Origin of the sequence: Marinobacter sediminicola (assembly GCF_031157525.1) — a bacterium.
Lineage (GTDB): Bacteria > Pseudomonadota > Gammaproteobacteria > Pseudomonadales > Oleiphilaceae > Marinobacter > Marinobacter sediminicola.
The window spans coordinates 360,784-385,747 of the sequence record NZ_JAVIXR010000001.1 but is presented as its reverse complement, the minus strand read 5'-3'; the positions used below and the strand labels follow the sequence as shown (position 1 = coordinate 385,747).

The 24,964-nt window shown below is 53.3% G+C and carries 26 protein-coding genes and 2 tRNA genes; 2 read left to right on the top strand and 26 right to left on the bottom strand.

Going from position 1 to position 24,964, the window contains the following annotated elements:
- Positions 1 to 24 precede the first annotated feature (24 nt).
- The 6 genes from RG807_RS01745 to RG807_RS01720 form a co-directional block, all read right to left on the bottom strand.
- Entirely contained in the window at positions 25 to 750 is a 726-nt protein-coding gene (locus tag RG807_RS01745) for a TIGR04219 family outer membrane beta-barrel protein (RefSeq protein ID WP_309043304.1), read from the bottom strand.
- 46 nt (positions 751 to 796) lie between these two features.
- A complete protein-coding gene (purC, locus tag RG807_RS01740; protein WP_309043303.1) occupies positions 797 to 1,510 on the bottom strand; it encodes a phosphoribosylaminoimidazolesuccinocarboxamide synthase in 714 nt (237 codons plus the stop codon).
- A 51-nt stretch (positions 1,511 to 1,561) separates the two neighbouring features.
- Positions 1,562 to 2,689 carry an NlpB/DapX family lipoprotein gene (gene bamC, locus RG807_RS01735; protein WP_309043302.1) on the bottom strand — a complete coding sequence of 376 codons (1,128 nt, stop codon included), beginning with the start codon at positions 2,687 to 2,689 and terminating at the stop codon, positions 1,562 to 1,564.
- A 50-nt stretch (positions 2,690 to 2,739) separates the two neighbouring features.
- Positions 2,740 to 3,618 (bottom strand): 4-hydroxy-tetrahydrodipicolinate synthase, encoded by an 879-nt coding sequence (dapA, locus tag RG807_RS01730; RefSeq protein WP_298447532.1) that lies wholly within the window; start codon positions 3,616 to 3,618, stop codon positions 2,740 to 2,742.
- 65 nt (positions 3,619 to 3,683) lie between these two features.
- On the bottom strand, positions 3,684 to 4,763 hold the full coding sequence (locus tag RG807_RS01725) for an AI-2E family transporter (RefSeq protein WP_309043301.1): 1,080 nt from the start codon (positions 4,761 to 4,763) through the stop codon (positions 3,684 to 3,686).
- Between the two features lie 16 nt (positions 4,764 to 4,779).
- Entirely contained in the window at positions 4,780 to 5,007 is a 228-nt protein-coding gene (locus RG807_RS01720) for a sulfurtransferase TusA family protein (protein ID WP_309043300.1), read from the bottom strand.
- 159 nt (positions 5,008 to 5,166) lie between these two features.
- Between RG807_RS01720 and RG807_RS01715 the strand changes: the two genes are divergently transcribed.
- Positions 5,167 to 6,642 carry a M48 family metalloprotease gene (locus RG807_RS01715; protein WP_309043299.1) on the top strand — a complete coding sequence of 492 codons (1,476 nt, stop codon included), beginning with the start codon at positions 5,167 to 5,169 and terminating at the stop codon, positions 6,640 to 6,642.
- A 2-nt stretch (positions 6,643 to 6,644) separates the two neighbouring features.
- On the opposite strand, the gene nadA is transcribed toward RG807_RS01715, so the two are convergent.
- From nadA to aspS, 14 genes are all read right to left on the bottom strand, one after another.
- Positions 6,645 to 7,706: a quinolinate synthase NadA gene (gene nadA / locus RG807_RS01710; RefSeq protein ID WP_309043298.1), complete on the bottom strand. Its 1,062-nt coding sequence runs from the start codon at positions 7,704 to 7,706 to the stop codon at positions 6,645 to 6,647.
- Between the two features lie 286 nt (positions 7,707 to 7,992).
- Positions 7,993 to 8,068 (bottom strand) — tRNA-Lys (locus tag RG807_RS01705).
- Between the two features lie 72 nt (positions 8,069 to 8,140).
- Positions 8,141 to 8,216, bottom strand: a tRNA-Lys gene (locus tag RG807_RS01700).
- Between the two features lie 86 nt (positions 8,217 to 8,302).
- Positions 8,303 to 9,064, bottom strand: a complete 762-nt coding sequence (ybgF, locus tag RG807_RS01695; RefSeq protein ID WP_309043297.1) for a tol-pal system protein YbgF — start codon at positions 9,062 to 9,064, stop codon at positions 8,303 to 8,305.
- Between the two features lie 27 nt (positions 9,065 to 9,091).
- The gene (gene pal, locus RG807_RS01690) at positions 9,092 to 9,661 is read right to left on the bottom strand and encodes a peptidoglycan-associated lipoprotein Pal (protein WP_309043296.1); all 570 of its coding nucleotides are present in this window, start codon (positions 9,659 to 9,661) and stop codon (positions 9,092 to 9,094) included.
- A gap of 67 nt (positions 9,662 to 9,728) precedes the next feature.
- On the bottom strand, positions 9,729 to 10,985 hold the full coding sequence (gene tolB / locus RG807_RS01685; RefSeq protein WP_309043484.1) for a Tol-Pal system beta propeller repeat protein TolB: 1,257 nt from the start codon (positions 10,983 to 10,985) through the stop codon (positions 9,729 to 9,731).
- 73 nt (positions 10,986 to 11,058) lie between these two features.
- A complete protein-coding gene (gene tolA / locus RG807_RS01680; protein WP_309043295.1) occupies positions 11,059 to 12,096 on the bottom strand; it encodes a cell envelope integrity protein TolA in 1,038 nt (345 codons plus the stop codon).
- A 22-nt stretch (positions 12,097 to 12,118) separates the two neighbouring features.
- A complete protein-coding gene (gene tolR, locus RG807_RS01675) occupies positions 12,119 to 12,565 on the bottom strand; it encodes a protein TolR (RefSeq protein ID WP_200200898.1) in 447 nt (148 codons plus the stop codon).
- A 34-nt stretch (positions 12,566 to 12,599) separates the two neighbouring features.
- Complete coding sequence (gene tolQ / locus RG807_RS01670) at positions 12,600 to 13,289, bottom strand: protein TolQ (RefSeq protein WP_200360961.1); 690 nt, start codon at positions 13,287 to 13,289, stop codon at positions 12,600 to 12,602.
- A 37-nt stretch (positions 13,290 to 13,326) separates the two neighbouring features.
- Positions 13,327 to 13,761, bottom strand: coding sequence for a tol-pal system-associated acyl-CoA thioesterase (gene ybgC / locus RG807_RS01665; RefSeq protein ID WP_309043294.1), 435 nt, complete (start codon positions 13,759 to 13,761; stop codon positions 13,327 to 13,329).
- On the bottom strand, positions 13,758 to 14,795 hold the full coding sequence (gene ruvB / locus RG807_RS01660) for a Holliday junction branch migration DNA helicase RuvB (protein WP_309043293.1): 1,038 nt from the start codon (positions 14,793 to 14,795) through the stop codon (positions 13,758 to 13,760). Before ruvB ends, ybgC begins: the two co-directional genes overlap by 4 nt.
- Positions 14,796 to 14,934: 139 nt before the next feature.
- Positions 14,935 to 15,564 carry a Holliday junction branch migration protein RuvA gene (gene ruvA / locus RG807_RS01655; protein WP_309043292.1) on the bottom strand — a complete coding sequence of 210 codons (630 nt, stop codon included), beginning with the start codon at positions 15,562 to 15,564 and terminating at the stop codon, positions 14,935 to 14,937.
- A 30-nt stretch (positions 15,565 to 15,594) separates the two neighbouring features.
- Complete coding sequence (gene ruvC / locus RG807_RS01650; protein ID WP_309043291.1) at positions 15,595 to 16,122, bottom strand: crossover junction endodeoxyribonuclease RuvC; 528 nt, start codon at positions 16,120 to 16,122, stop codon at positions 15,595 to 15,597.
- 24 nt (positions 16,123 to 16,146) lie between these two features.
- On the bottom strand, positions 16,147 to 17,949 hold the full coding sequence (gene aspS, locus RG807_RS01645; RefSeq protein WP_309043290.1) for an aspartate--tRNA ligase: 1,803 nt from the start codon (positions 17,947 to 17,949) through the stop codon (positions 16,147 to 16,149).
- 211 nt (positions 17,950 to 18,160) lie between these two features.
- Between aspS and fabR the strand changes: the two genes are divergently transcribed.
- A complete protein-coding gene (gene fabR / locus RG807_RS01640; RefSeq protein ID WP_309043289.1) occupies positions 18,161 to 18,784 on the top strand; it encodes an HTH-type transcriptional repressor FabR in 624 nt (207 codons plus the stop codon).
- Between the two features lie 24 nt (positions 18,785 to 18,808).
- Here fabR and RG807_RS01635 read toward each other — a convergent pair whose 3' ends face one another.
- From RG807_RS01635 to RG807_RS01610, 6 genes are all read right to left on the bottom strand, one after another.
- Complete coding sequence (locus RG807_RS01635) at positions 18,809 to 19,237, bottom strand: HIT domain-containing protein (protein ID WP_309043287.1); 429 nt, start codon at positions 19,235 to 19,237, stop codon at positions 18,809 to 18,811.
- A 22-nt stretch (positions 19,238 to 19,259) separates the two neighbouring features.
- Positions 19,260 to 20,603 (bottom strand): UDP-glucose dehydrogenase family protein, encoded by a 1,344-nt coding sequence (locus RG807_RS01630; protein WP_309043286.1) that lies wholly within the window; start codon positions 20,601 to 20,603, stop codon positions 19,260 to 19,262.
- Between the two features lie 38 nt (positions 20,604 to 20,641).
- Complete coding sequence (gene galE / locus RG807_RS01625) at positions 20,642 to 21,637, bottom strand: UDP-glucose 4-epimerase GalE (RefSeq protein ID WP_309043285.1); 996 nt, start codon at positions 21,635 to 21,637, stop codon at positions 20,642 to 20,644.
- 6 nt (positions 21,638 to 21,643) lie between these two features.
- The gene (gene tadA, locus RG807_RS01620; protein ID WP_298447566.1) at positions 21,644 to 22,147 is read right to left on the bottom strand and encodes a tRNA adenosine(34) deaminase TadA; all 504 of its coding nucleotides are present in this window, start codon (positions 22,145 to 22,147) and stop codon (positions 21,644 to 21,646) included.
- Between the two features lie 133 nt (positions 22,148 to 22,280).
- The gene (locus RG807_RS01615; protein WP_309043284.1) at positions 22,281 to 23,213 is read right to left on the bottom strand and encodes a formate/nitrite transporter family protein; all 933 of its coding nucleotides are present in this window, start codon (positions 23,211 to 23,213) and stop codon (positions 22,281 to 22,283) included.
- 141 nt (positions 23,214 to 23,354) lie between these two features.
- Positions 23,355 to 24,935, bottom strand: a complete 1,581-nt coding sequence (locus RG807_RS01610; protein ID WP_309043283.1) for a phospholipase D family protein — start codon at positions 24,933 to 24,935, stop codon at positions 23,355 to 23,357.
- Positions 24,936 to 24,964: the final 29 nt, after the last annotated feature.

Genomic DNA, 24,964 nt, shown 5'->3' with positions numbered 1-24,964 from the left:
TTTTTTCGCTCCTCTTAAAGCGCCTTAAAAGGTTAAACCTGCACTTATAAAGGGCCCGTCAACTTTAACGTCAAAGGCATCATCGCCATCTTTATAATCCACTGCATACTGGCGATAACCCGCTTGCAGCTGCAGCAGTGAGAGGCTGTACTGCCCGTAAACACTGAAATCACGCATCGAATCACCATCAAAGCTGATGAAGTTGCCCTCAGCACCAACCGCAACTCCGGTAAGCGGAAGGTCAAAGCGAGCGGAAATGTACCCCATAGGTAAAACAGCATCCGCTTCAGTACGGTCTACAACAGCACTTTTCTGCACAAGCAGCTCGCCGGAAAAATCTCGCACTGTAAGTCCGAGATCAAGATTGACCCAGTTATCGAGAATTTCGTAATACAGTGTTAAATCCAGTTGCTCAAGATCGAGCTCTGAATAGACCTGAGTACCTGCAGTAAAAATACCGTAGTTGCTGGTGAGCTCACCTTGCCCACTTTGTTGAATCAGCGTGTACGACAGACGCACATTAGGCAACACGGGAACCGGGTGCTCCAGATAAATACTGGCATTGACGTTACCGTCATCCTTCAAGCCTAGTTCGTCATTCATATCGACTGTGCTATTGCCGGATGACGCTGTACCCGAGGCGCTCGAGTCCCAATAACTTACGCTAGCGCCAAGGCCCGCAATGTCGGCTTGGGCAAAAGGGGTGGCCAGAATTAATGAACTGCCTAATGCAAGTGTGAGTTTTCGCATGGTGCACCTGTATCTTTATTGTCTGTTTGATTATCTGGCAATGAAATCAGTCGAAGTTAATACCGATGCGCCGACCAACTTCTTCATAAGTTTCAATAACGCTGCCCAAGCCTTGGCGGAAACGATCCTTGTCCATCTTTTTTTGGGTTTCCTTATCCCAAATGCGGCAGCCGTCGGGGCTGAACTCATCACCCAACACAATGTCACCGCCACTACGGCCGAACTCCAGTTTGTAATCCACCAGCAACATTCCAGCTTCATCAAACAGGTTTTTAAGAACGCCGTTTACCTTGTAGGTTAACTCTTTCATGCGCGCGAGTTCGGCCTCGGTCGCCCAATTAAAACTAATGGCCAACGACTCATTAACCATAGGGTCGTGCAGCGCGTCATTTTTCAAAAATAACTCGTAGGTTGGCGGGGTAAGCTCCAGCCCTTCTTCGACACCCAAGCGACGGCACAGACTACCTGCAGATACGTTTCGAACAACGCACTCCACAGGAATCATATCGAGCTTTTTAACCAGTGATTCCGTCGCAGACAACAGGCCCTCGTGGTGCGTTGGCACACCGGCGGCTTCCAGCTTATCCATAATGAACGCGTTGAAACGGTTATTCACCATTCCTTTACGATTGAGCTGTTCTTTCTTTTCGCCGTCAAATGCCGAGGTATCATCACGGAAGACAAGAACAAAGCGCTCTGGATCGTCGGTGCGGAATACAGATTTGGCTTTGCCTGCGTATAGTTCTTCGCGTTTTTCCATCTTAAGTCTCCGAAATGGAGGCCCGCACGCACTGCAGGCACCCCTTCTAGATCAGTATAGGTAATCGAATAGCTGCTTGAGCAAACCCTCTGCCCGCTTGTCGCCGCTGTATCCATCTACAGCGTCAGCGGTAACCCTGACCTGCTCATCACGCTCGACCAGATTCACTGTATGAGTATGGCGGGGCTTCTCTTTATCACTAAACCAGCTAAACCATCCCGGGTCGCGCTCATCGGCGCTGCGGAAATCGACGAAAATCCAACCTTCGCTCCGATTGAGGTCAAGCACGACAATATCCGATTCGCTCAGCGCGCGGTTCACCTCGGCCCAGGAGCGACCGTAGTCGAGATCCATGCCAATGGCTTGTGCCGTGTCGTTTTCAGATATCAGCTTAACCAATGGTTTTGTATCCATGCCCGACGCTGCGCGCGAGAAGGACTTACTCTCTTCACGGGCTTTCAGGAACTCACCCATGTCGGCAAGCAGCCGTTTCTGTAACGCAAGTTGCTCGGCGGAAAACTCGGGAACTCCGCTCCAGGAAAGTAGCTCTCCCGGCCAGGCCGAGCCTACGTCTGGCCCGTGCACTGAAGTAAGCTTGCGCACCTGGATTTCCGTGGTTTTCCGCCGAACACCTGGCGCTATACGAACTTGAAGAATGACTTTCGGTTCAGCTGAGGTTGCATCGACAGGAGCGGTGGAAAGCTCAAGAAGGTCGCGAGCACGCATATTGAAGTTGGCCAGCTCACTCTGTAGCAGCCCCAGCTGAGGGCTGTCGTGGGCTACACCAAGGCCTTGATCGTTCATATAAGTCGTGACCGCTGGCCAAATACGCCCCGGCACATCATTTACCAACAACCAGGCGCGACCATCAAGCTCTTCAACCAGGTAATTCTCTTCGAGAATTTCCGAGGTCATGTCCGGAGGACGAGGGATGTCAGATGGATACATTTTGCTGCCATCAGCCGGAGTTATTTTCCGGATAGGCATCACCTGGGAAAAACGGGAAGAATCCGCTGATTCTGGCAGAGCCAGTTCATCGCCTTCTTTCTCATACACATAGCTTTCAGAACGATCATCAAGCACGCCACATCCGGCTGTTGCCATAATAAGCAAGAGCCCGGAGGCACCAGCCAAGCGTCGGACTGCAAAAAACTTACGGGTTCTTGAAAGAACCTGCATTGGCCTTCTCTCTGTATGGGTCTGTTTCAGGGCTGCTGGTATCGGCAAATTCAGAGAACACCCGAAGCGTTCATTGCTTCTTCCAGTTCTCCGTGGAATTTCTCACTGAACTGGGTCAGTGGAAGCCGTATACCCTCACCAATCATACCCATACGTTGAAGCGCCCACTTAACAGGGATGGGATTTGCTTCCAGGAACAGCTTCCGGTTCAAAGGCATAAGAAGCTCGTTCAGGCGTTCTGTTTCTTCCCGATTGCCCGCAATCGCTGCGGCACAAAGATCAGACATACCTTGGGGCGCCACGTTTGCAGTAACCGAAACGTTGCCTTTTGCGCCAGCGAGCATCAGTTCTGCTGCAGTAGCATCGTCACCCGAATAAACGGCAAGGCGACCATTGAGAGCTTCAATCAGTTCTGCTCCCCGGGGAATATTGCCCGTCGCATCTTTGATGGCAACAATGTTCGGGATGTCGGCCAAACGCAAAACGGTTTCGTTTAGCATGTCGCACGCCGTGCGCCCGGGTACGTTGTAGAGCATCTGGCTCATACCGGGTACAGCTTCAGCGATGGCTTTAAAGTGCTGATAAAGGCCTTCCTGAGTTGGCTTATTGTAGTAAGGCACAACCAGGAGACAGGCGTCCGCGCCCAGTTTATGAGCTTCCGTTGTCAGATAGATGGCTTCACGCGTGCTGTTGCCACCGGTACCGGCGATAACGGGAATCCGCCCATTTACGCGCTTGATGATGTAACCAATTACCCGACAGTGCTCTTGCTGATCGAGCGTTGCGGATTCGCCGGTGGTTCCTACCGCAACGATACCGTTGGTGCCGTTGTCCAGATGAAAGTCGACCAGTTTGTCCAGATGCTCCCAGTGAATGTCACCGTTTGGATGCATGGGCGTGACCAGTGCGACAAGGCTACCCGTAATCATAAAAGCTCCATCCGAATAAAACGAATATGGTAATGTTGGGCACGAAGTGACACAAGGAAATTAAATTACACTTCGTCCGAACTGGTTGAGAAAGCAGGACCCTTTACCGGCCAGGCAAAGAATACAGCTTTCAACATGGTGGCCAACGGAATGGCAAAGAACACGCCCCACAAGCCCCAAATACCGCCAAAGAACAATACCGAAATAATAATAACAACCGGGTGCAGACTGTTCACTTCTGAGAACAGAACGGGAACCAGCACATTACCGTCTAATGCCTGAATTATGCCGTATATCACCATTACCCAGATAAAATGGCTACCCCACCCAAAGGCGAAGAGTGCAATCACCGCAACCGGAATCGTGACCACTGCCGCACCAATGTATGGGATTACAACACTCAAGCCCACCAGAAGCGATAGCAAGGCAGCATAAGGTACGCCAAGGAGTTTGAACGCAATATAGGTCGCGCCACCAACGATCAGAATTTCAACCGCTTTCCCACGCACGTAATTTGCACATTGAAGGTTAACCTCATGCCAGATTTGAACCATCATCGGACGTTGAGGTGGAAGCAGTCTGGAAATGGCCCCTAGCAGGACTTCCCGGTCTTTCAGGAAGAAGAACACAAGTATAGGAACCAAAACCATGTAAATGAGCAGTGCGACAAGATCAGGGATGCTCGACAGCGAGAAGGACACCAGCCACTGAGTCATGTGGCCCACCTCAGTATTCACTTGTTGGTAAAGACTGCGCACCGCCTCAGCCGAGATCAAATGTGGGTACTCTTCAGGCAAAAGCTCAAGGTATGACTGCAGCTCACCAATGATTCGGGGAGCCTCGCCTGCAAGCGTGCTGACCTGAGTCCATATCAGCGGTAAAAGGCCAAAGATAAACCCTACCAATACACCGAGAAACACCAGAAACACACTGAGTATCGCTAAACCTTCCGGAACACCATAGGCACTCAACCGAGTAACCAGCCCCTGCAGAATAAACGCCACAATAAGCGAGGCGATCGCGGGTGCGAGCATGGCACCAAAAAAAATAATGAAAAATGTGCCTGCCACCAAAATCAGAAAAAGAATGACAGCTTCTTCATCTGAAAAGTATTTGTGCGCAAGACCGCGTAAAATTCTGAACATCAATGACTCCGGAAAATTAACCGCCGCACTCTATCACAAAGCGGAAATGGCCATCAGTTTGCGTAGAGTTCACCAAATGGTGGCGAGACAACTCCAGAAAGGCCGGAATATCGCGAGCGGAGCCCGCATCTGTGGCAATCACCTCAAGCATATCGCCCGGAGACATACCGTTGAGCTCCAATTTTGTTTTCAGCAAGGGCATTGGGCAGCGAAGCCCGGACGTATCCAGTGTACGATCAGCCATAAAGAAGGTGCACCATCACAAGACATGAAATTCGCAAGCCGGCATTATGCCTCCAGTGATACTGTATTGCATCACAATACCTGTTAATCAGCAGATCCGGATTTTTTGACGGGATACGCTGTCTCAACAGCAGCCAGAACCAGGAGCACACTGCATTACATGAATGACGTTCTATCGGAGTTTCGTGGGTACCGGAAGATTTCAACAGCAACCATTCTGGCTTTCTTACTGGCCTTGAGCTCTGTATCGCACGCTCAGGATACCCGGCTGCCGAATATTGGTGGAACAGGCGGCGGGCTTATTTCCGGGCATCAGGAGAGTGACATTGGGCAACAGGTTATGGTGTCGATCCGCCGATCCGCTCCGCGTATCACCGACCCACTTATTTACGACTACCTCAGTGCCATTGTTTACCGGCTGGTGCCCTCAGCTCCCCTGGAAAATCGCGATATTACGCTCGCGCTTATTGATAGCCCGGCCCTCAATGCTTTCGCAGTGCCTGGGGGCATTGTCGGTGTAAACGGCGGGCTGTTTCTCAACGCCGCCACAGAACAACAGTTTGCATCGGTGCTCGCTCACGAACTTGCTCACCTTAGCCAGCGGCACTTCGCCCGTCGTCTTGAGCAGCAGGAGACCAGCGCACCCTTAACGCTTGCGGGTATGATTGCCGGCATCGTGCTCTCTGCGGTCACTCAATCCGATATAGGCATTGCGGCGATTGCCGGCACACAAGCACTGGCCATACAAAACATGCTGGCCTACAGCCGCTCCCACGAGCAGGAAGCAGACAGAGTGGGGCTGGATATTCTCGCTACTGCGGGAATGGACCCACGGGGCATGCCTGAAATGTTCGAAATAATGATGCGGCAGAACAGGCTGCAGGGCAACAACATGCCTGAGTACCTTTCAACTCACCCTCTGACCCAAAGCCGGGTGGCCGATACCCGTAACCGTGCGGAACAATACCCCGAGAAAACCATCCGGGATGGCCAGGAATACCACCTGATGCGCAGCCGCCTACAAGTTCACTACGCGGCGTCTCCCGAAATAGCGGTGGACACCTTCGAAAATTACCTGAAAAAACCGGATGCGGAAACGAACGAAGTCATTCGTTATGGACTGGCAGTCGCCTACCTGAGCAACAACCAGGCTGAAAAAGCAGCAAAAGTCATCAACGAGCTATTGAAGAACAGCCCGGGGCGGATAACTTTGCAGGTAACCCTGGCAGAGATATATATTCAGGAAAACAAGCTGGATGAGGCTCGATCTGTTCTAAAAGATGCTTTGAGCAGGAACCCGGGCAACTACCCAATTACATCAACACTCGCCGATGTGGAAATAGCGGCAGGCAACGGCACTAAGGCGGCCGAGCATTTGACGCAACTAACCCGCAAAATGCCGCAACAGGAATATCTATGGTTACGCCTGGCAGAAGCCGAAGGCATGGCCAGGAACATCGTGGGAGTTCACCGCGCCAGGGCGGAATATGACGCTCTTATGGGGGATCTGGAGTCTGCCCAGAGGCAGCTCAGGCAGGCTCAGGAAAAACTGCCTGCCGGCTCAGCTCAACGACAAGTGGTAAGTGAGCGGCTAGCCGAGATCACCAGCCGCCACCAAGCCCGCAGAAACAATTGAAATCAGGCGTTACCCGCCGCTTTCAGGTTCATCCCCGCAGTGAAATCGAGCATACGCCGCAAGGGTTTAAGTGCAGCCTCCCGGGTTTGTGCATCCACAAGCACTTCCTGATCGCCCTTTTCAATCACAGCAAGAAGGTTCTCCAGGCCATTCATGGCCATCCACGGGCACTGGGCACAGCTGCGACAGGTAGCCCCGTTGCCAGCTGTAGGCGCCTCTATCAGCGTCTTATTCGGTGCCAACTGCTGCATTTTATAGAAAATGCCATTATCGGTAGCAACGATGAATTCCTGATTTGGCAGGTTCTGCACAGCGTGAATCAACTGAGAGGTTGAGCCAACAACATCCGCCATTTCCACAACAGCATCGGGAGATTCAGGGTGAACCAGTATGGCCGCATTCGGGTATAGAGCCTTGAGGTCTTCCAGGCCACGGTGCTTGAATTCTTCGTGCACTATGCAGGAACCATCCCACAGCAGCATGTCGGCCCCGGTCGTTTTCTGCACGTAGTGCCCGAGATGCTTGTCAGGGGCCCAAAGTATCTTCTCTCCCCTCGAATCAAGATCTTCAACGATAGCCTGAGCACAGCTGGAGGTTACAACCCAGTCTGCACGGGCTTTGACAGCGGCGGACGTATTCGCATAAACCACAACGGTACGGTCACTGTGCTCATCGCAGAAGGCCTGAAACTCATCGGCAGGACACCCGATATCGAGTGAGCAGGTTGCTTCAAGGGTGGGCATTAAAACGCGTTTTTCCGGGTTCAGTATTTTGGCAGTTTCACCCATGAATCGGACGCCCGCCACGACCACTGTAGAGGCCGGATGTTGATTTCCGAAACGAGCCATTTCAAGTGAGTCTGCAACGCAACCGCCGGTTTCTTCAGCGAGACGCTGGATGTCGGGGTCGGTGTAATAATGCGCCACGAGTACGGCGTCTTTTTCCTTGAGGACTTCCTTGATGCGGGATTCAAGCCGCGCCTTCTCATCAGCGCTGAGCGGCTTGGGCTCCGCTGCATGGGCCAGGTGTTCCTGAACAAGAATTCGGTCTTCAGCTATAGTCATGTACGGTCACTCTCAATCAACAGGAAGCAATCACGTGAAACCAATTACGTGGCACCAGATACTTTCCGCCAGCTACATTCTGCCCTTGAGTATATCATTTCAGATACCGATAGCGCTGTAGGGACTATACCGAGCCCGCAAATTCCGTTTTGCCTGCTGAAAAACCGGCAAGTAAAAAAAAAGGACTGCATTTCTGCAGCCCTTAAGCTTTAACTCGCAATGCTTTCGATCCTTCCAAATCAAGCTTTGTAAACTAACAAACCTTGATTCTTCGTACTGCTGATAATGGTGGGTCGTGATGGATTCGAACCATCGACCAATTGGTTAAAAGCCAACTGCTCTACCAACTGAGCTAACGACCCTAAACAGGTGATCAGTGCCTGGTGACCCTGATCGATCCCGGAGCGGCTCAGCAATTGCTCCGGAATTCGAATTGGTGGGTCGTGATGGATTCGAACCATCGACCAATTGGTTAAAAGCCAACTGCTCTACCAACTGAGCTAACGACCCAAGCGAGGCGCATATAGTAATGATTTTTCCCTGACGATCAACCCCCTCTCGCCATGTTTTCTAATATTTTTCCGATTACCGTGTTATTAACCCTGGGCAGACCCCAGATATTTTCTGGCAAGCCCCGCAGCATCACTCTCGGGATAGTCGTTTACAACCTGCTCCATTTGTTGACGGGCTTCGGCCTTCTTATCAAGCCGATCAAGGGTTACTCCCAGCTTGTAGACGGCATCCGGCGCCTTACGGTGGTCCGCATAACGGGTTGCAACAATGGAGAAGGCCTGACGCGCTTGCTCAAGTTGAGGTTTGACCAGATACACCTCACCCAGCCAATAGTACGCATTGACCGTAAGATCGCCTTCGGGATACTTATCTATGAATTCATAAATACGGCTGATGGCTTCGTCGTATTTTTTCTGGCTATGAATGAGATCCTGAATGGCGGTGTACGCCTTCCGCTCCTCTGCTTCGGGCTGACGATACTCACGTATAGCTGCAGGCTTACTCTTTCCGGAGTCGCCGCTAGCTGCTGCCTGGGGTTGAGCAGATACCTTCTCTGAAAGATCGAGTATGCGCTGATCGAGATCAATGTAACGATCCCTCCCCTGATCTTGCAGACGCTTTATCAGATGCCTCTGCTCTTCCGATTCACCCTGTAGCCGCCTGACTTCACCCTGAAGCTGCTGAATCATGTAAAACAACTCAGACGTAGCCTGGCTGGCATTGGCCTTGCGCTGAGCTTCAGAGGCATTGCTCTGGAATGCGGGGGTAGATGACTGCGCCAGCGTTGTCCCCGCCTGCCCTAAGGCAAGCGGGAAAATCACTGCCGCCATGAGCTGTTTTCTCATGGGTTTAACCTGATGTTGTATATGTGTTTACTCGAATACGAGTTCCACACGGCGATTTTGTGCCCATGCGCTCTCTGTCGAACCCATAACCGCCGGCTTCTCTTCACCATAGCTTACGGTTTCCATCTGGCCCCGTGAAGCACCATTCACAATCAGGAAACGCTGAACGGCATTCGCACGGCGCTCACCCAGTGCCAGGTTATATTCCTTTGAACCGCGTTCATCACCGTGACCTTCCAGACGAACCTTCTGGCCAGGATTGCTGGACAGATAGCGTGCGTGCGCCATGAGTACATCACGGGCTTCGGGCTTGATCTCAGAGGTATCGAAATCGAAATAGAAGGTTGTAATATCCCGCAGAGCAGCCTGCTCTGCCTGCTTTTCAATTTCCATGCGCTCGTCTTCGGTCATTGACGACGAAGAAATGCCGCCCTGATCGCCACCGCCATAAACGGTAGAGCCGCCATCCTGATCGATAGGCTGAACATCGGAGCCGTAAGCTCCGTCATCCATATTTTCGCCTGTCGTACTACAACCGGCGAAGAGGCCTGCGGAAAACAGCAGTGCAACTACTTTGGCTTGGACTGACAACTTCATGATTTATTCCTTTCCGTTGGTTGATTTGAACTTCGACTCTTCAGATGGATGCCGTTGCACCCATCTACTACCGAACAATAGGCCCCCAGGCCGGGTCGCGGACATCCCCTTCCGAAGCGGGAAGGCTATATGCGGCACCGCCATCTGCTGAGATAACAGTCAGCACGCTTTCACCGCTCTGCTTGGTGGCGTATATCAGCATGCGGCCGTTTGGCGACACGCTGGGAGACTCATCGGATTCTGTGCGAGTGAGGACGGTTTCCTCATCGGTCTCAAGATTCGTGCGAGCAATCGTGAATGCCCGATCGCGCTGGTGCACGTAATACACATATTTACCTGTGTTATCGGGACGCGGGCGAGCGTTGTAGCGGCTGCCGAAAGTTATCCGCCGCGGCTCAGCTCCCGGCTTTGCCATGTAGTAGATCTGCGGCCCACCTGAACGGTCCGATGTAAAGAAAATGCCCTTACCCGCACTGTCCCATGCGGCTTCAGTATCAATCGCCCAGTGGTTACTGAGTTTCGTCACCTTACGGGACTGAAGATTCATCTGATAGATCTCGGCATTGCCGTCTTTAGACAAGGTCATCAGCAGCGACTGACCATCCTGTGACCATGCTGGCGCCGAGTTCAACCCAGGGAAATCGGCCACCTTGGTACGCTGCCCCGAACTGAGTTCATGAACAAATATAGCGGGTTTGCCGGTTTCAAAAGACACATACGCCAACTTTCTGCCATCCGGCGACCAGGCCGGGGAAAGAATCGGTTCTTTACTCTCAAGGCGAATTCCGGCTCGCTTACCGTCTATGTCGCTGACTTGTAGCCGGTACCGGGATTTCCCGTTTTCCCGCTCCAGCGTTACGTACGCCAGCTTGGTAGAAAAAGCACCGGGTGCACCCGTAATCGCCTCATACACCTTATCGCTAACGTGGTGAGCCAGTGAGCGAATATTAGAGGCTGGAGCGCCAGCGGTCTCCCCAAGTATTCTCTCTTCGCGGTTAACATCAAACAGCTCATAACGAGCCTCTACCCTGTCACCCGTGCGTGTGAGCTCACCCACCAAAACATAGCGCTGGCCAAGCAAGCGCCAATCCCGGAAATACACATCCGATCGTTTTGATGGAAGGCTTAGCATTTTCTCCGGTGGCAGGGGGCGAAACTCGCCACTCATCGCCAGGTCGGCCTGCACAATGCTGCTTAGTTTATCCCCTACAGGCATGCTGCCATTTTCAGCAAACGGAACCACAGATACCGGAATAGCGGAGTCTGCACCCTCAGTGATACGAATCAACAGCTCAGCTTGAGCACTTCCAGCGGCTGTCAGCATCACGAAAAACGCTGCGATAATCGTTATCGGTAGCCTGAATGAGATTTTCTGCTTCATGGTGTTACCCGTATCCTTATCTCAATCGTTTAGGATTGAATTCGATCGTAAACTGGCGAAAATAGGTTTCAAACGTGTCTCGCTCAGATGGCACCGGGTATCGGTTTAGTGACTTTACCGCACCCAGAGCGGAGTTATCGAACGCAGTATTTCCACTACTGGCCACGAGTTTAACGCTTGCCAGCTCGCCGGTTGGCAGCAAGGTGATCTGCAAACGCGCAGTCATGTCTTCGGTCGCCGATGAAGGCGGATACCACGCCTGGCTAAGCTTTTCACGGATCAACGCCTGATATTTCTGGCTTTCAGACAACATTTGGCTCTCGCGGGCTTTCGCCGCTGCTGCTTGCTCCTGGCGACGCGCTTCATCTGCACGGGCCTTGCGAGACTGTTCTGCCTGAGCTTCCAACTGCTGCTCTTGCAACTTGCGTTCTGCTTCCAACCGTTTGCGCTCTGCTTCTTTGCGGGCAAGCTCTTCCTGCTTCTTACGCTCAGCTTCTTCGCGCTTACGCTGCTCTTCCTTGCGTTGTCTTTCCTCTTCCGCCTTGCGCTTGGCTTCTTTCTGTCGCTTTTTCTCAGCGTCTGCTTCTGCCTTGCGGCGCTCTCGCTCTTTTGCCTCTGCTTCGGCTTTCTGGCGCGCAGCCTCTCGCTGCTTTTGAACCTTTAACTCTTCAGCCTTGGCTTGCTCGCGCTTGCGCTCCTGCTCTTCGGCTTTGCGCTTGGCTTCTTCGCGCTTTTTCTTCTCGGCTGCTTTACGCGCCTCTTCTTCTTTCTGGCGCTGCTGCAATTCCGCCTGCTTCTGCTTTTCCAGCTCTTTACGTTCCTGCTCTCTGTCTGGCTGGTCAACCGGCTCCACAACCGGGCTTGGCTCAGGCTTCTGCTGGGTGATCAGACGCGCCGAAATACTACTGGGAGGCGGCTCCTTAATAGGATTCGACCACGACCAACCAGCCAGAGCCACGCCAGCAATGAGCAGATGCAAAGCCACTGAGAGCGCAACTGGCGACCGCCAGGGCGGCACTCCGGTGCTGGTGTATTCCCGTTCCTGACCTTTCACAACAAATCCGCCTGCGCTGGTGTCACGTTTCGTCCGGGGCTGAATCGGTAATCAACCCTATGCTGGTTGCACCTGCACCCTGTAAAGCCGCCATCAAGCGAACAACGGTGCCGTAATCAACGTTTTCATCACCACGCACAAGAATTTCGCTGGAGGTTCTTTGGGAAAGAATTTTTGCCACCTGCGCTCGAACTTCAGCCAGGGGCATTGGATCACTCCCCTTATCTCCCACTTCCACGTAATAGGCACCATTTGAGTCCACCGACACTATGATGGATTCCACATTTTTGTCGGCGGTAATTGGCGCAGACGATGTCTCCGGAAGATCAACCTTAACGCCCTGGGTAAGCATAGGTGCCGTCACCATGAAGATAATCAATAGCACCAGCATCACATCGATGTACGGAACAACGTTGATTTCCGACATCGGCTTCTTGCGGTTTTCGGGCATCATCCCCATGCCTTTCATAGCGCTGTGCTCCGTCTGTTAACCGTAAATATCATCAAGCTGCGCCCTTCTCGGCGCTGTGGACACGGCGATGCAGAATGCTGGAAAATTCTTCGGCGAAGGTTTCGTAGTTTTTGAGCAGCGCATCTGATTTAGCGGAAAACCGGTTGTACGCGATAACCGCTGGAATCGCTGCGAACAAACCCATGGCCGTTGCAATCAGGGCTTCCGAGATGCCCGGCGCAACCGTTGCTAGCGTGGCCTGCTGAACCTGGGCCAACCCCCGAAACGAGTTCATAATGCCCCACACAGTGCCAAACAGACCTACATAGGGGCTTGTTGAGCCTACCGTTGCTAAAAACGGCAAGTGGGTTTCCAGTCGCTCTTGCTCACGGGAGAATGCCACCCGCATAGCGCGCTGCGTGCCCTCCATAACGGCATCGGCATCGCGGCTTTGCTGGCGAAGCCTCGAGAACTCTTTGAAGCCGGCACGGAATAAGGCTTCCATGCCCGAGAAAGGCGTGGGCTCGGCATTTACCTCACGGTAGAGTTGCCCCAGATCCATGCCAGACCAGAAGCGCTCTTCAAACGCCAACTGCGCCTGTCGGGCTTTGCGAAATACCTGCAAGCGCTGAAAAATAAGCGCCCAGGACATTACCGATGCAGCGGCAAGTAACAACATAACCAGCTGAACCAACACACCGGCATTTGCAATCAGACTCCAGACTGACAGTTCCGAATCCACCACTTACTCCTGGGTTATTTCGTGTTTTGTTTCGATTTTAAAGCTTTGGGCAGTTATGCCCCAAAAGCTCCAGCATGTTTTCAGGTAAGCGCCTTGGGCGCCCACTATCAAGTGCTATACAGGCAACTCGTACGCTTGCCTCACACAAATTTTTGCCATCTTTTACCCGCACTACCTGTTGACGGAAATCCATCCAGACGCGCCCAAAGGCCACTGGCTCTGCGGTAACGGTAAGCTCATCATCCAGCATGGCTGGAATGGCGTAGTGAATCGACAAACGTTGTACTACATAGCTTATGTTTTCAGCCAACCCCGCCCGAAGCCCTACCCCACAACTTCGCACCCACTCCGTGCGTGCGCGCTCCATGTAATGCAGGTAACGCGCATGATAAACAATGCCGCCGGCGTCTGTATCTTCAATATATACCCGGATTGGCAGCGCAAAGGTTGCAGCTGCCTCGCCCCCGCTCAAAGAACACCCCCTTCAGAGGCAGGGGCATCCGGTGCTTGCGGCACAATGCCAAAATGCTGGTACGCGTGGGATGTCACCATGCGACCTCGGGGTGTACGCACCATAAAGCCCTGCTGAATCAGAAACGGTTCGAGAACATCCTCGATGGTTCCGCGCTCTTCACTGATTGCTGCCGCCAGGCTTTCTACGCCCACTGGTCCGCCATCAAACTTTTCGATCATCGCTAGCAGCAGTCGACGGTCCATGTGATCAAAGCCCTGACTATCTACCTTCAGCATGTTCAAGGCCTGATCGGCTATCGCTGCATTGATGTGGCCATCCGCTCGTACTTCCGCGTAATCTCTCACCCGCCGCAACAGCCGATTGGCTATCCGGGGCGTGCCTCTGGAGCGGTGCGCTATTTCGTAGGCGCCCTCTTCATCCATATCAACACCGGAAAGCCGCGCTGAGCGACCAACAATGTGCGTGAGATCCGCCGTATTATAAAATTCCAGACGTTGAACGATTCCGAATCGATCCCTCAACGGAGATGTCAGCAGGCCAGCCCGAGTGGTTGCACCCACCAGTGTAAAAGGCGGTAAATCCAGCTTGATCGAACGCGCTGCAGGCCCCTCACCAATCATGATATCCAGCTGATAGTCTTCCATCGCCGGGTAGAGTATTTCTTCTACCACAGCGCTCAGGCGGTGGATCTCATCAATGAAGAGAACATCGCCCTCTTCCAGATTAGTCAGCATGGCCGCGAGATCTCCGGCCTTTTCAAGCACCGGCCCGGACGTTGTCTTTATCGACACGCCCATCTCGTTGGCAATGATATTGGCTAAGGTTGTTTTCCCCAGCCCTGGAGGCCCGAAGATCAGCACATGGTCCAAGGCTTCCCGACGACCGCGAGCCGCCGAGATAAAGATATCCATCTGTTCCCGCACCGCGGGCTGCCCAACATACTCCGCAAGCAACGTTGGCCGGATAGCGCGATCCTGAACCTCTTCGTTGTCACCGGCCCTGGCTGAGATCAGTCGGTCGGATTCAATCATGAACTTATCCGCTTATCGGGAATCAATAGACTGCCACTTAAAACCAAAAGTGACCCAATTGTACAAACAGCCACCTGCGTGTCACGTTACGCTCTCTACAGGTTTGGCGCCATACAGGCTACATATTAAAGTCACGTCATCAAACAGGTATCATATTGCGCAGGGCCAGACGAATCAGGGCCTCACTGGTCACCCCCTCTTTTGCCACCTTGCTAATTGCCCGCGCAGCTTCCTGAGGTTTATACCCAAGTGCTATGAGCGCCGCCTCTGCTTCGTCGGCAGGATTGTGTGAGGACATTGCATGCTGGGCTGAGTCTGCTGCACCCGCCTCTGTACCTGCAGATGCAGGTATAAACTGCCCTTCAAGCTGCTTGATGCGGTCTGGCATCTCAATCAGCAGGCGCTCAGCTGTCTTCTTGCCGACACCCGGCAGCTTTACCAATGACTTGATGTCACGAGCCTCCACGCAATGAATAAACTGCTGCGCCTCCAACCCTGAAAGAATACCGGCAGCCATCTTAGGACCTACACCGTTCACTTTAATCAGCAACCGAAATAGATCCCGATCAAGCCTTGAAGCAAATCCATACAGGCTTTGAACGTCTTCTCGAACGACGAAATGTGTATGAAGGGTAACCTCCTGCCCGGGTTCTGGCAGGTGATAGAAAGCAGTGAAAGGAATATCAACTTCGTAACCCAGACCGCCACATTCGACCAACGCTTGCCCGGGTGTTTTTTCGACCAGAATACCTCGGATACGACCTATCAAGGATTGCCTCCTGCCGCTCCGTAGAGCAGTTTATTGTTGTCGCACGCGCCCACTGCGCGCCTTACCCGCACCACCTGCCACTCTCAGTATGCTTTGATTCATGTGCGCATGACACAACGCGATAGCTAACGCATCGGCAGCGTCTGCTTGGGGTTTACGGGAGAGTGACAGCAACACCTGAACCATGTGCTGGACTTGGGACTTTTCGGCACCGCCCTTGCCAACCACCGCCTGCTTGACCTGTCGGGCTGAGTATTCGTGAACAGCGAGACCACTGGTTGCGGCACCAACAATAGCCGCACCACGGGCCTGCCCAAGCTTGAGAGCTGAATCCGGGTTTCGAGCCATAAAAACCTGCTCAATGGCAAATTCCTGTGGCTGGTATTCGGCAATCAGACTCACCAAGCTCTGAAAGATGATTTTCAGGCGCTCCGGCATGGGTTTTTCACCCATGCGGATGCAACCACTGTCGATATATTCTATGTGCCGGCCCTCGGCACGGATAATACCGTAACCGGTGATCCTTGAGCCGGGATCGACACCCAGAATAATTGCCACATCAGAGCCCTGTTATTGCCTTATTTACTCTTCGCCAGTGGTTGGCGCTTTGCCTTCAACGGTCTTTACCGGCTTACGCAAGCGGATGTGCAGCTCACGCAGCTGCTTTTCATCTACCTCGCCCGGTGCCTGTGTCATCAGGCAGGTTGCACTCTGGGTTTTCGGGAAGGCAATCACGTCCCGAATCGAGCTGGAACCTGTCATCAACATGATCAGACGATCCAGACCGAACGCTAAGCCACCATGGGGCGGGCAACCGTATTTGAGTGCGTCCAGCAGGAACCCGAACTTGGCACGAGATTCTTCTTCACTAATGCCCAGAATGCGGAACACTTCTTTCTGCATTGTGTCATTGTGAATACGAATAGAACCACCACCCAACTCGGTTCCGTTAAGAACCATGTCGTAGGCGCGTGACAAGGCAGTTTCCGGATTTTTAGCCAACTCTTCCGGGCTGCAGCTTGGCGCCGTGAACGGGTGGTGAATGGCAGTCAGTCCGCCGTCCGGCAGAACTTCAAACATCGGGAAGTCCACTACCCACATAGGTGCCCACTCGCAGGTAAGCAATTTCAGGTCATGGCCAACACGGATGCGCAGCGCGCCGAGCGCTTCGTTAACAACCGTAGTTTTGTCTGCGCCGAAGAACACGATATCGCCGTCTTCAGCACCCGTACGCTCAATCACGGCCATGGCAACTTCGTCACCAAGGAACTTAACGATGGGCGACTGCAAGCCTTCCACGCCTTTGGCCAGCTCGTTCACCTTGATGTACGCCAAGCCCTTTGCACCGTATATACCAACAAACTTGGTGTATTCGTCGATCTGCTTACGGCTCAACTCGCCGCCCTTGGGCACGCGCAGGGCTGCAACACGGCCTTTTGGATCATTTGCCGGGCCGGCAAACACCTTGAAATCAACACCAGCAACCAGGTCGCCGACATCCTGAAGCTCAAGAGGAATACGCAGATCCGGCTTGTCACTGCCGAAACGATCCATTGCTTCTGCGTAAGGCATCCGCGGGAACGCCGGCAATTCAACATCCATAACATCTTTGAACAGAGCGCGAATCATGCCCTCGTTCAAGCTCATCAAATCTTCTTCGTTGATGAATGATGCCTCGATATCCACCTGGGTAAATTCAGGCTGGCGATCGGCACGCAAATCTTCATCGCGGAAACACTTGGCAATCTGATAATAGCGATCCACACCCGACACCATCAGCATCTGCTTGAATAACTGAGGCGATTGCGGAAGCGCAAAGAATGAACCTTCGTGGGTGCGGCTGGGCACCAGATAGTCGCGGGCACCCTCCGGCGTTGCACGGGTTAGAATGGGGGTTTCCACATCCATGAAGCCGTTACTGTCGAGGTAGTTACGGATATAACTGGTAACCCGTGAACGGAAGCGCAGACGGTTCAGCATTTCCGGGCGGCGCAGGTCCACAAAGCGGTAGCGCAGGCGAACGTCTTCGCCTACGTCTACGTGCTCATCCAATGGGAACGGCGGTGTTGCTGCAGCGTTCAGGATGGTCACTTCTTTGCCAAGCAGCTCAACCTGGCCTGTGGACATATTGCTGTTCTCAGTGCCGGAGGGCCGCCGACGAACCAACCCGGTAACCTTCACCACGTATTCACTGCGCACCTTTTCGGCGAGCGCGAAGCTTTCCTCAGTGTCCGGGTCTACCACAACTTGCGCAATACCGTCCCGGTCGCGCAGATCAAGGAAGATAACCCCACCATGGTCGCGGCGGCGGTGTACCCATCCGCAAAGTGTAACTTCCTGATCAATGTGAGATTCGTTGATCCCACCGCAATAATGACTGCGCATACCGGTTCCCGTAGTGTCTGGTGTAAGTGTTTGGTGCTTGAGAATAAAGTCCGAAAGCCGCCCATTATAAACATAATGGCAGTGAAAATCAGGCCTGTTTAGCCCCGAACAAAAAACAGCAAAATACCCCGACGCAGTCTTTGCTCAAAGGTTCCCTCGCGGTGAACAGACCGCTAGACTACTGCTCTCACGCATGATTGGAGCCGCAACCTTGTCAACCAGAGCCGAGCAGAAACTCCTCACCCGGCGTTCCCTTATGGATGCGGCTCTCGCCCAGTTGAGCCCCGATCGAGGATTTGGAAGCCTTAGCCTGCGTGAAGTCGCAAGGCAGGCCGGCATTGCGCCAACGTCTTTCTATCGCCACTTTGTCGATCTGGATGAACTGGGGCTGGTGCTTGTAGACGAAGGCGGCGTGGCTTTGCGGCAGCTAATGCGCCAGGCCCGCAAACGCATTGCGAGGGATGGCAGTGCTATCTCAACCTCTGTTGACACCTTCATGGAGTATCTTGGCAAGAACGCCAATCTGTTCCGGCTAATGCTCCGTGAACGCACGGGCGGCTCCAAACCCTTTCGAACGGCCATCAAAGCCGAGATTGATCATTTCGTAACCGAGCTGGCCGACGACTTGCGGCGATTTGCGGAAGAGCAAAACAAGCCTTTGTCTGATGCACGAGTGGTCGCTGAGGCGATGGTAACACTGGTATTCAACCAGGGAGCCGACGCGCTGGATGCGACGCCGAAAGAGCGGGAGGAGCTGACGATCAAACTAAAAACCGAACTCAGGATGATTCTGATCGGCTCGCAAATGATGGCCCGACACGCGTCCATTCGATAAAGCCCGCTGGCGAGCAAAAAATGCTCAGCAAGCGGCAATTTCAGACAACACAGTCGCCAAAGAAAGCCTGACTTCCGCCAGCTCATGCTTTTCGTAAGGAACTGGCGGCTGCTTACCCCACACAGGCCCCGGCCAGGCCGGATCACCCTCAAAACGGACGATGTGATGCAGGTGTAGCTGGGGAACCATATTCCCGAGCGCGGCCACGTTCATTTTGTCACCACCAAAGGCTACCATCATGCCACGACTGAGCGCTGAGGATTCGCGCATTAGCCGATGCTGCTGATCCGGGCTTAACTCGTAGATCTCACGAATGCCGACCAACGCCGGCACCAGCAAAACCCAGGGCCAGGTTTTATCATTCATCAGCCGGATTTCGCATAGGCTGGTACGGCCAAGACTGACGGTGTCGGCTGCCAGCCGCTCATGAAGACGAAATTCCTGATCCTGCATCACCTCGCTCCTGCCTGCCGGTTCACTTCACCTGGAATTGATTGCGTCCGCGACCGATGGCGTAGTAAATCAATCCGTGGCGATCCAGTATTTCCGGCTCGTAAAGATTTCGGCCGTCAAATATGACAGGCTCGCGCAGTGCAGATTTGATGGCGTCGAAATCCGGAGAACGGAATTCTTTCCACTCCGTACAAATCGCCAGTACGTCTGCACCGCGAAGTGTCTGCTCTTTCGTACCGCAAAGCGTCAAACCTTCGTGATCACCGTAGATGCGCTGGGTTTCTTCCATGGATTCCGGATCAAACGCCTGAACAGTTGCACCCGCTTTCCAGAGATCTTCCATCAACGTGCGTGCTGAAGCTTCGCGCATGTCGTCGGTATTTGGCTTGAATGCCAAACCCCAGATTGCGACGACCTTCCCTTTCAAGTCGCCATCGAAATAATGGCTGATCTTGTCAAACAGCACGTGTTTCTGAGCGTAGTTCACTGCTTCTACAGCATTGAGCAAACGGGCATCGTACCCGGAGTTTGCAGCGGTCCGAGCCAGCGCCTGAACATCTTTGGGGAAACACGAACCACCGTAACCACAACCGGGATAGATGAAGTGGTAGCCGATCCGGGGGTCTGAGCCTATGCCACGACGAACCGCTTCAATATCGGCACCCAAACGCTCAGCCAGGTTGGCTATCTCGTTCATGAAACTGATTTTGGTCGCCAGCATGGAGTTGGCGGCGTACTTGGTCAGCTCGGCAGAGCGAATGTCCATGAAAATCATGCGATCGTGGCTTCGGTTGAACGGGTAATAGACTTCCCGAAGCAGGTCCGATGCCTTTTCGCTGTCCGTTCCGATGATGATGCGGTCGGGCTTCATGAAATCGTTGATCGCCGCACCTTCCTTGAGGAACTCGGGGTTCGAAACCACATCAAACTCGAGGTCCAGGCCACGGCTATCAAGCTGCGCTTTTACTGCAGCGGCTACCTTATCGCCAGTACCAACCGGCACCGTGGATTTATCCACGATAACTTTATAGTCATCCATGTACTGGCCAATAGACTTAGCGACCGCTGTCACGTACTGCATATCCGCAGAGCCATCTTCATCCGGCGGTGTACCCACTGCGATAAACTGCAGCGTACCGTGCTTCACAGCTTCCTGAACATCCGTTGTGAACGCCAGGCGACCGGCTTCTACGGTATGCTTTACAATATTATCCAGCCCAGGCTCAAAAATGGGAATCTGGCCATTCTTTAGCTTATCGATCTTAGCCTGATCAACGTCCATGCAAAGTACTTCATGGCCAACATCCGCCAGACACGCACCGGTCACAAGCCCGACATATCCGGTACCAAAAATCGTTATTTTCATCCGTTAAATCCCGATATTTTAAATTAAAAAACAGTCTATTACTGGCCAGCCGCTTCTTTCTTCTTCTGCCAGATCGCTTCCCATGCCAACGCAGTGCCAACAATCGTTTCCAGATTATCGTAGGCAGGTTGCCAACCGAGGGTCTTCTTAATCAGTGCATTATCTGCCATCAGCGCACCGGGGTCACCCGCCCTGCGGCCCGTTTCAGCTACCGGGAAATCAACACCGGATTGCTTGCGAACCACATCAATCACTTCACGCACCGTAAACCCACGGCCATAACCGCAGTTCATGACTTTCGACTCGCCACCACGGGCCATATAATCCAGCGCCATAACATGGGCGCTTGCGAGATCTTCCACGTGAATGTAATCCCGCACGCAGGTGCCATCACTGGTGTCATAGTCGGTGCCAAAGATGCTCATGCCATCCCGCTGTCCGGTCACGCATTCACAGGCCACTTTTATCAGGTGAGTGGCTTCCGGTGTTGCCTGGCCGAGTAATCCGTCCGGATTAGCGCCAGCCACGTTGAAGTAGCGCAGCACAACGTAGTTAAGGCCGGACGCGGCAGCCAAATCCATAATCATCCGCTCGCTCATCATCTTGGATGCGCCATACGGATTAATGGGGGCAAGGGGTAAATCTTCCGTAAGAACCGTCTGTTCGGGCATTCCGTACACCGCGGCCGTTGAAGAAAAAACCATGTACGGTACTTTGTACTTATCAACAGCCTTCAGCAGGTTCAGAGTGTTACGGGTGTTGTTGCTGTAGTACTTGAGTGGGTTGGTCATAGACTCCGGCACCACAATGTTGGCCGCGAAGTGCAGAACGGCCTCAAACTGGTGGCTGGAGAACACATCGTCAATCTCGGCTTCGTTGGCCAGATCACCCACAACCAACTCGCCAGCAGTGACAGCCCAGCGGTAACCCGTTGAGAGATTATCAAAAACGACAATATCATGACCGGCCTCGGCCAGTTGACGCACCACATGGCTGCCGATATACCCGGCGCCGCCGGTTACTAGTACTTTCATGCAGAACTACTCCTTCCCTGAATTCTGTTTGCGCCGTTGCCGGATTTCGGCCCGCCTACGGCTGAAAAAGTCGCTGATCACTTGGCTGCATTCATTCTGCAGGATGCCGCCCAGCGTTTCCACTTGCCAGTTTAACTGTGGCTCGTCCAATGTGCGCCGTGCAGATTCAACCGCGCCGGCCTTGGGCTCGAGAGCTCCATATACAAGACGACTTATGCGACTATGCACAATGGCGCCAACACACATGGTGCAGGGTTCCAGGGTGACGTAAAGGGTTGCCCCGGCAAGGCGGTAGTTCCCTATCCTTGCGGCCGCATCACGCAAAGCGCAAATCTCTGCGTGGGCAGTAGGGTCGCAACCTGAAATGGGTACATTAAAGCCGGAACCTAACTCCTTGCCGTCGAGAACAACAACCGCACCAACAGGCACCTCTCCTAACGACGCCCCCCGGTTTGCCAATGTAAGCGCTCGGGCCATCCAGTACTCATCACTGTTTTCTGAAGCGGGCATAGATAAATCTGCTCACGAAGGTTCGGGAGGTACGCTGGTACTCGGATGACCTAGGGATAGCCCAGGTAGAGGCGAAACATTATAACCATGAGTGTACTAATGGAAAGGCCTTCTCCCAGTACGCGGAGCCGCATTACATTTCTTCATGCACCTGACCATAGGCCAGCATGGCAAATAAACCTGTGCCTCCCAGGATGTTGCCAATCAGTACCGGGAAAATATGATAGCCCAGTGCGGTAAACATATTCATATCTCCATTGAGTACCAGAGTGAAAATCTCGTTTGATCCGGCAATCACATGGGTAAAGCCGCCTGCTGCAATCAACCAGGTAAACATGACGATCACAAACACCTCAGACCCCTTCGCTGAAGGCAGCATCCACACCATTGCCGCAATAAAGAATCCGGATGGAATGCCGCGCAGGAACGTCTCGACCGGGGTCAGCGCTGCCAAGTGATGGGATATCTCAAGAATCGCTGCGAGGGTTTCGGTGGAAATAATCCCGCTGTGAACACCCATGGCTGCGGTGAGGAATGTACCGAATAAGTTGGCTGTGAGCACAATCCCCCAAAGGCGAGCGCTACATGCAAGAAGGTTCCGCGTCGGTTTAGCCAAAACCGGCAAGACGACCGTAATGGTATTTTCAGTAAACAGCTGAAGCCGGCACAGGATAACCAGTACAAACCCGAACGAATAACCCAAGCTTTCAATCAACGTAAGGTAGGGGTGATCCGAACCAAGATTGGAGCGAATTATTCCCTCAACGAGAACCGAGGTGGAAATTCCGACACCCGCCGCCACACCCGACCACCAGAGTGACATTTTTGGCCGTTGCAGCTCATCTTCGCCCTCCCGCAAAACAATGGAGTAGACCGTCAGAGGTGATAAGTTGCCACGCTCAGCAACAGAATCGCGCTCCTTTGGCGTCAGCGACTTTTCACTAGGCGTTGGCGTTTGTTCGCGAGACTCTCGATCCTGCGCCTTGGCACTCGCCTCTTGATCATCTGAAGATTTGCCGGCTTTCTTTCCGGAGGCGGTATTTCGATCGGCTTTGGCGTCACTCATTGAACTGTCCTGTTGGCATGTGAAACTGCTCCTGCCAGTGCAAGATTCAGTCGCCTGGGAACTTGCCTCAAGTAACTATAGTAGCAGTGCGCCAGAGTAATGCGTGCCGTATCCCATGGCCAGGCAAGCTAATAGCTGAAACTACAGATATTTCTCGATGGGCAACAAGCTGAAGAAGCCGGATTTGAATCGCCGCCAGAATCCTGTGGCTGGCTCGTGGGTCCAGGATTGCTCTTCGCCCGCTGACCAAAGCAACTCCCCATTGGCCTCTCGGGTTACCTGCCAGCTGTTCTCCGGCGCCATTGCGGCTTCAATGTCGTGCGCAAGCTGCGCTGCCAGCTGGGGGCTGTGGATTACTAACACGGTTTCAGAATTCAGGTAGATCGAACGCAGGTTGATATTAAGCGAACCGATGTACACGATTTTACGATCAAATACTGCGGATTTTGCATGCAAACCCACCATTCCTTCAGTGCAGAAACCCGGCATCTTTATCCAGTTGGAGCAGGCTGCCGCATCCGGCCGCAGTTCATAAAGTTCCAGCCCATTATCGAGCATCGCGCCGCGACGGCGTGCGTAGCCCGCATGGTTCGTGGTGAGGTCGTTAGAGGCCAGGGAGTTGGTCAGGGCCATGACACGAACACCGCGCTCGCTGATCTGTTCCAGTATATCGAGCTGCTCATCGCCCAGAATGAGGTACGCGGATTCCACCAGAATTTCCTCATCGGTCTGCTCAACGAGTTGGAGCAGCGTCTCGGCAGCGCGTTGGGGGTGGTCCGTATCCGTGTCACCATCTACCACCGGCGAATCGAACACCAGCTCCGCTTCCGCCCAAGTTACTTCGGACAACACTCGGGCCATATACTCAAGCGCTTGAGCTGCATTTTGCGGCGGCACCTGGGTGAGCCTACTTGTACCGGAAGCGCTCGCGCGCAGCTGGTCCAGCTGTGAGCTTAAACTCAGTTCCTGCTCAGCATCAGGCTCCAACTGGCGAATGGGGTAGCTTGATGCGCTGCTCCAGAACGCATCGAAATTTTCCGAAAGGTCAGCAACAATCGGCCCTGCAACCAGAACATCCCGGTCACGAAAATTCATCTGTGGGTGTAGATCGAAGTACTCATCCCCGATATTACGCCCGCCCATGATCCCCAATGCACCGTCGACCACGAAGGTCTTGTTGTGCATACGCTGGTTGAGGCGCTGAAAGTCGACTACGAAGCTCAGCCATTTACCAATGCCTGAGCGAACCGCAAAGGGATTGTAAATGGAAATCTCGATATTGGGGTGGTGGTCCAGCGCGGCGAGCATGGTGTCGCGACCGTCCAGGTTCACATCGTCGAGCAACAGCCGCACATGCACACCGCGGTCAGCTGCCACCAACAGACGTTGTGCCAGATAAGTCCCTGACACGTCTTTATTCCAGATGTAGTACTGGGCATCAATACTTTGTTCGGCAGTCTCTATCAGCGCAGCTCGCTGTAGAAAAGCCTGGCGACCAGTATCCTGAATGAGAAACCCGGAATAACCTGATCGGTCCTGCAGGTGGGGCTGAATCTGACGGCCCAAGCGCGTTTCACTTGGGCGATCAAAGGCGTATGACGGCGACGGTGCATTTTGAGGGGGCAGCTGAGCGCACCCCTGCAAAAACAGGATAACGAGCAGGATATAAATACGTCTGGCACGCAGCGCGTGCCTTGAAACGGTCGCCATCCTGTCAGGCAAAGCCTCTACCCTGGTTTATGCATTTGCCC

Bases quoted from the DNA above. Each gene is read 5' to 3' on its own strand.
- RG807_RS01715 (WP_309043299.1), top strand. From the start codon at position 5,167: ATGAATGACGTTCTATCGGAGTTTCGTGGGTACCGGAAGATTTCAACA.
- aspS (WP_309043290.1), bottom strand. From the start codon at position 17,949: ATGCGCAGTCATTATTGCGGTGGGATCAACGAATCTCACATTGATCAG.
- ruvB (WP_309043293.1), bottom strand. From the start codon at position 14,795: ATGATTGAATCCGACCGACTGATCTCAGCCAGGGCCGGTGACAACGAA.
- RG807_RS01615 (WP_309043284.1), bottom strand. From the start codon at position 23,213: ATGAGTGACGCCAAAGCCGATCGAAATACCGCCTCCGGAAAGAAAGCC.
- RG807_RS01720 (WP_309043300.1), bottom strand. From the start codon at position 5,007: ATGGCTGATCGTACACTGGATACGTCCGGGCTTCGCTGCCCAATGCCC.
- RG807_RS01630 (WP_309043286.1), bottom strand. From the start codon at position 20,603: ATGAAAATAACGATTTTTGGTACCGGATATGTCGGGCTTGTGACCGGT.
- purC (WP_309043303.1), bottom strand. From the start codon at position 1,510: ATGGAAAAACGCGAAGAACTATACGCAGGCAAAGCCAAATCTGTATTC.
- RG807_RS01725 (WP_309043301.1), bottom strand. From the start codon at position 4,763: ATGTTCAGAATTTTACGCGGTCTTGCGCACAAATACTTTTCAGATGAA.
- bamC (WP_309043302.1), bottom strand. From the start codon at position 2,689: ATGCAGGTTCTTTCAAGAACCCGTAAGTTTTTTGCAGTCCGACGCTTG.
- nadA (WP_309043298.1), bottom strand. From the start codon at position 7,706: ATGACTATAGCTGAAGACCGAATTCTTGTTCAGGAACACCTGGCCCAT.
- ybgF (WP_309043297.1), bottom strand. From the start codon at position 9,064: ATGAGAAAACAGCTCATGGCGGCAGTGATTTTCCCGCTTGCCTTAGGG.
- RG807_RS01745 (WP_309043304.1), bottom strand. From the start codon at position 750: ATGCGAAAACTCACACTTGCATTAGGCAGTTCATTAATTCTGGCCACC.
- tolR (WP_200200898.1), bottom strand. From the start codon at position 12,565: ATGAAAGGCATGGGGATGATGCCCGAAAACCGCAAGAAGCCGATGTCG.
- tadA (WP_298447566.1), bottom strand. From the start codon at position 22,147: ATGCCCGCTTCAGAAAACAGTGATGAGTACTGGATGGCCCGAGCGCTT.
- RG807_RS01635 (WP_309043287.1), bottom strand. From the start codon at position 19,237: ATGCAGGATCAGGAATTTCGTCTTCATGAGCGGCTGGCAGCCGACACC.
- dapA (WP_298447532.1), bottom strand. From the start codon at position 3,618: ATGATTACGGGTAGCCTTGTCGCACTGGTCACGCCCATGCATCCAAAC.
- tolB (WP_309043484.1), bottom strand. From the start codon at position 10,985: ATGCTGACAGCCGCTGGAAGTGCTCAAGCTGAGCTGTTGATTCGTATC.
- pal (WP_309043296.1), bottom strand. From the start codon at position 9,661: ATGAAGTTGTCAGTCCAAGCCAAAGTAGTTGCACTGCTGTTTTCCGCA.
- galE (WP_309043285.1), bottom strand. From the start codon at position 21,637: ATGAAAGTACTAGTAACCGGCGGCGCCGGGTATATCGGCAGCCATGTG.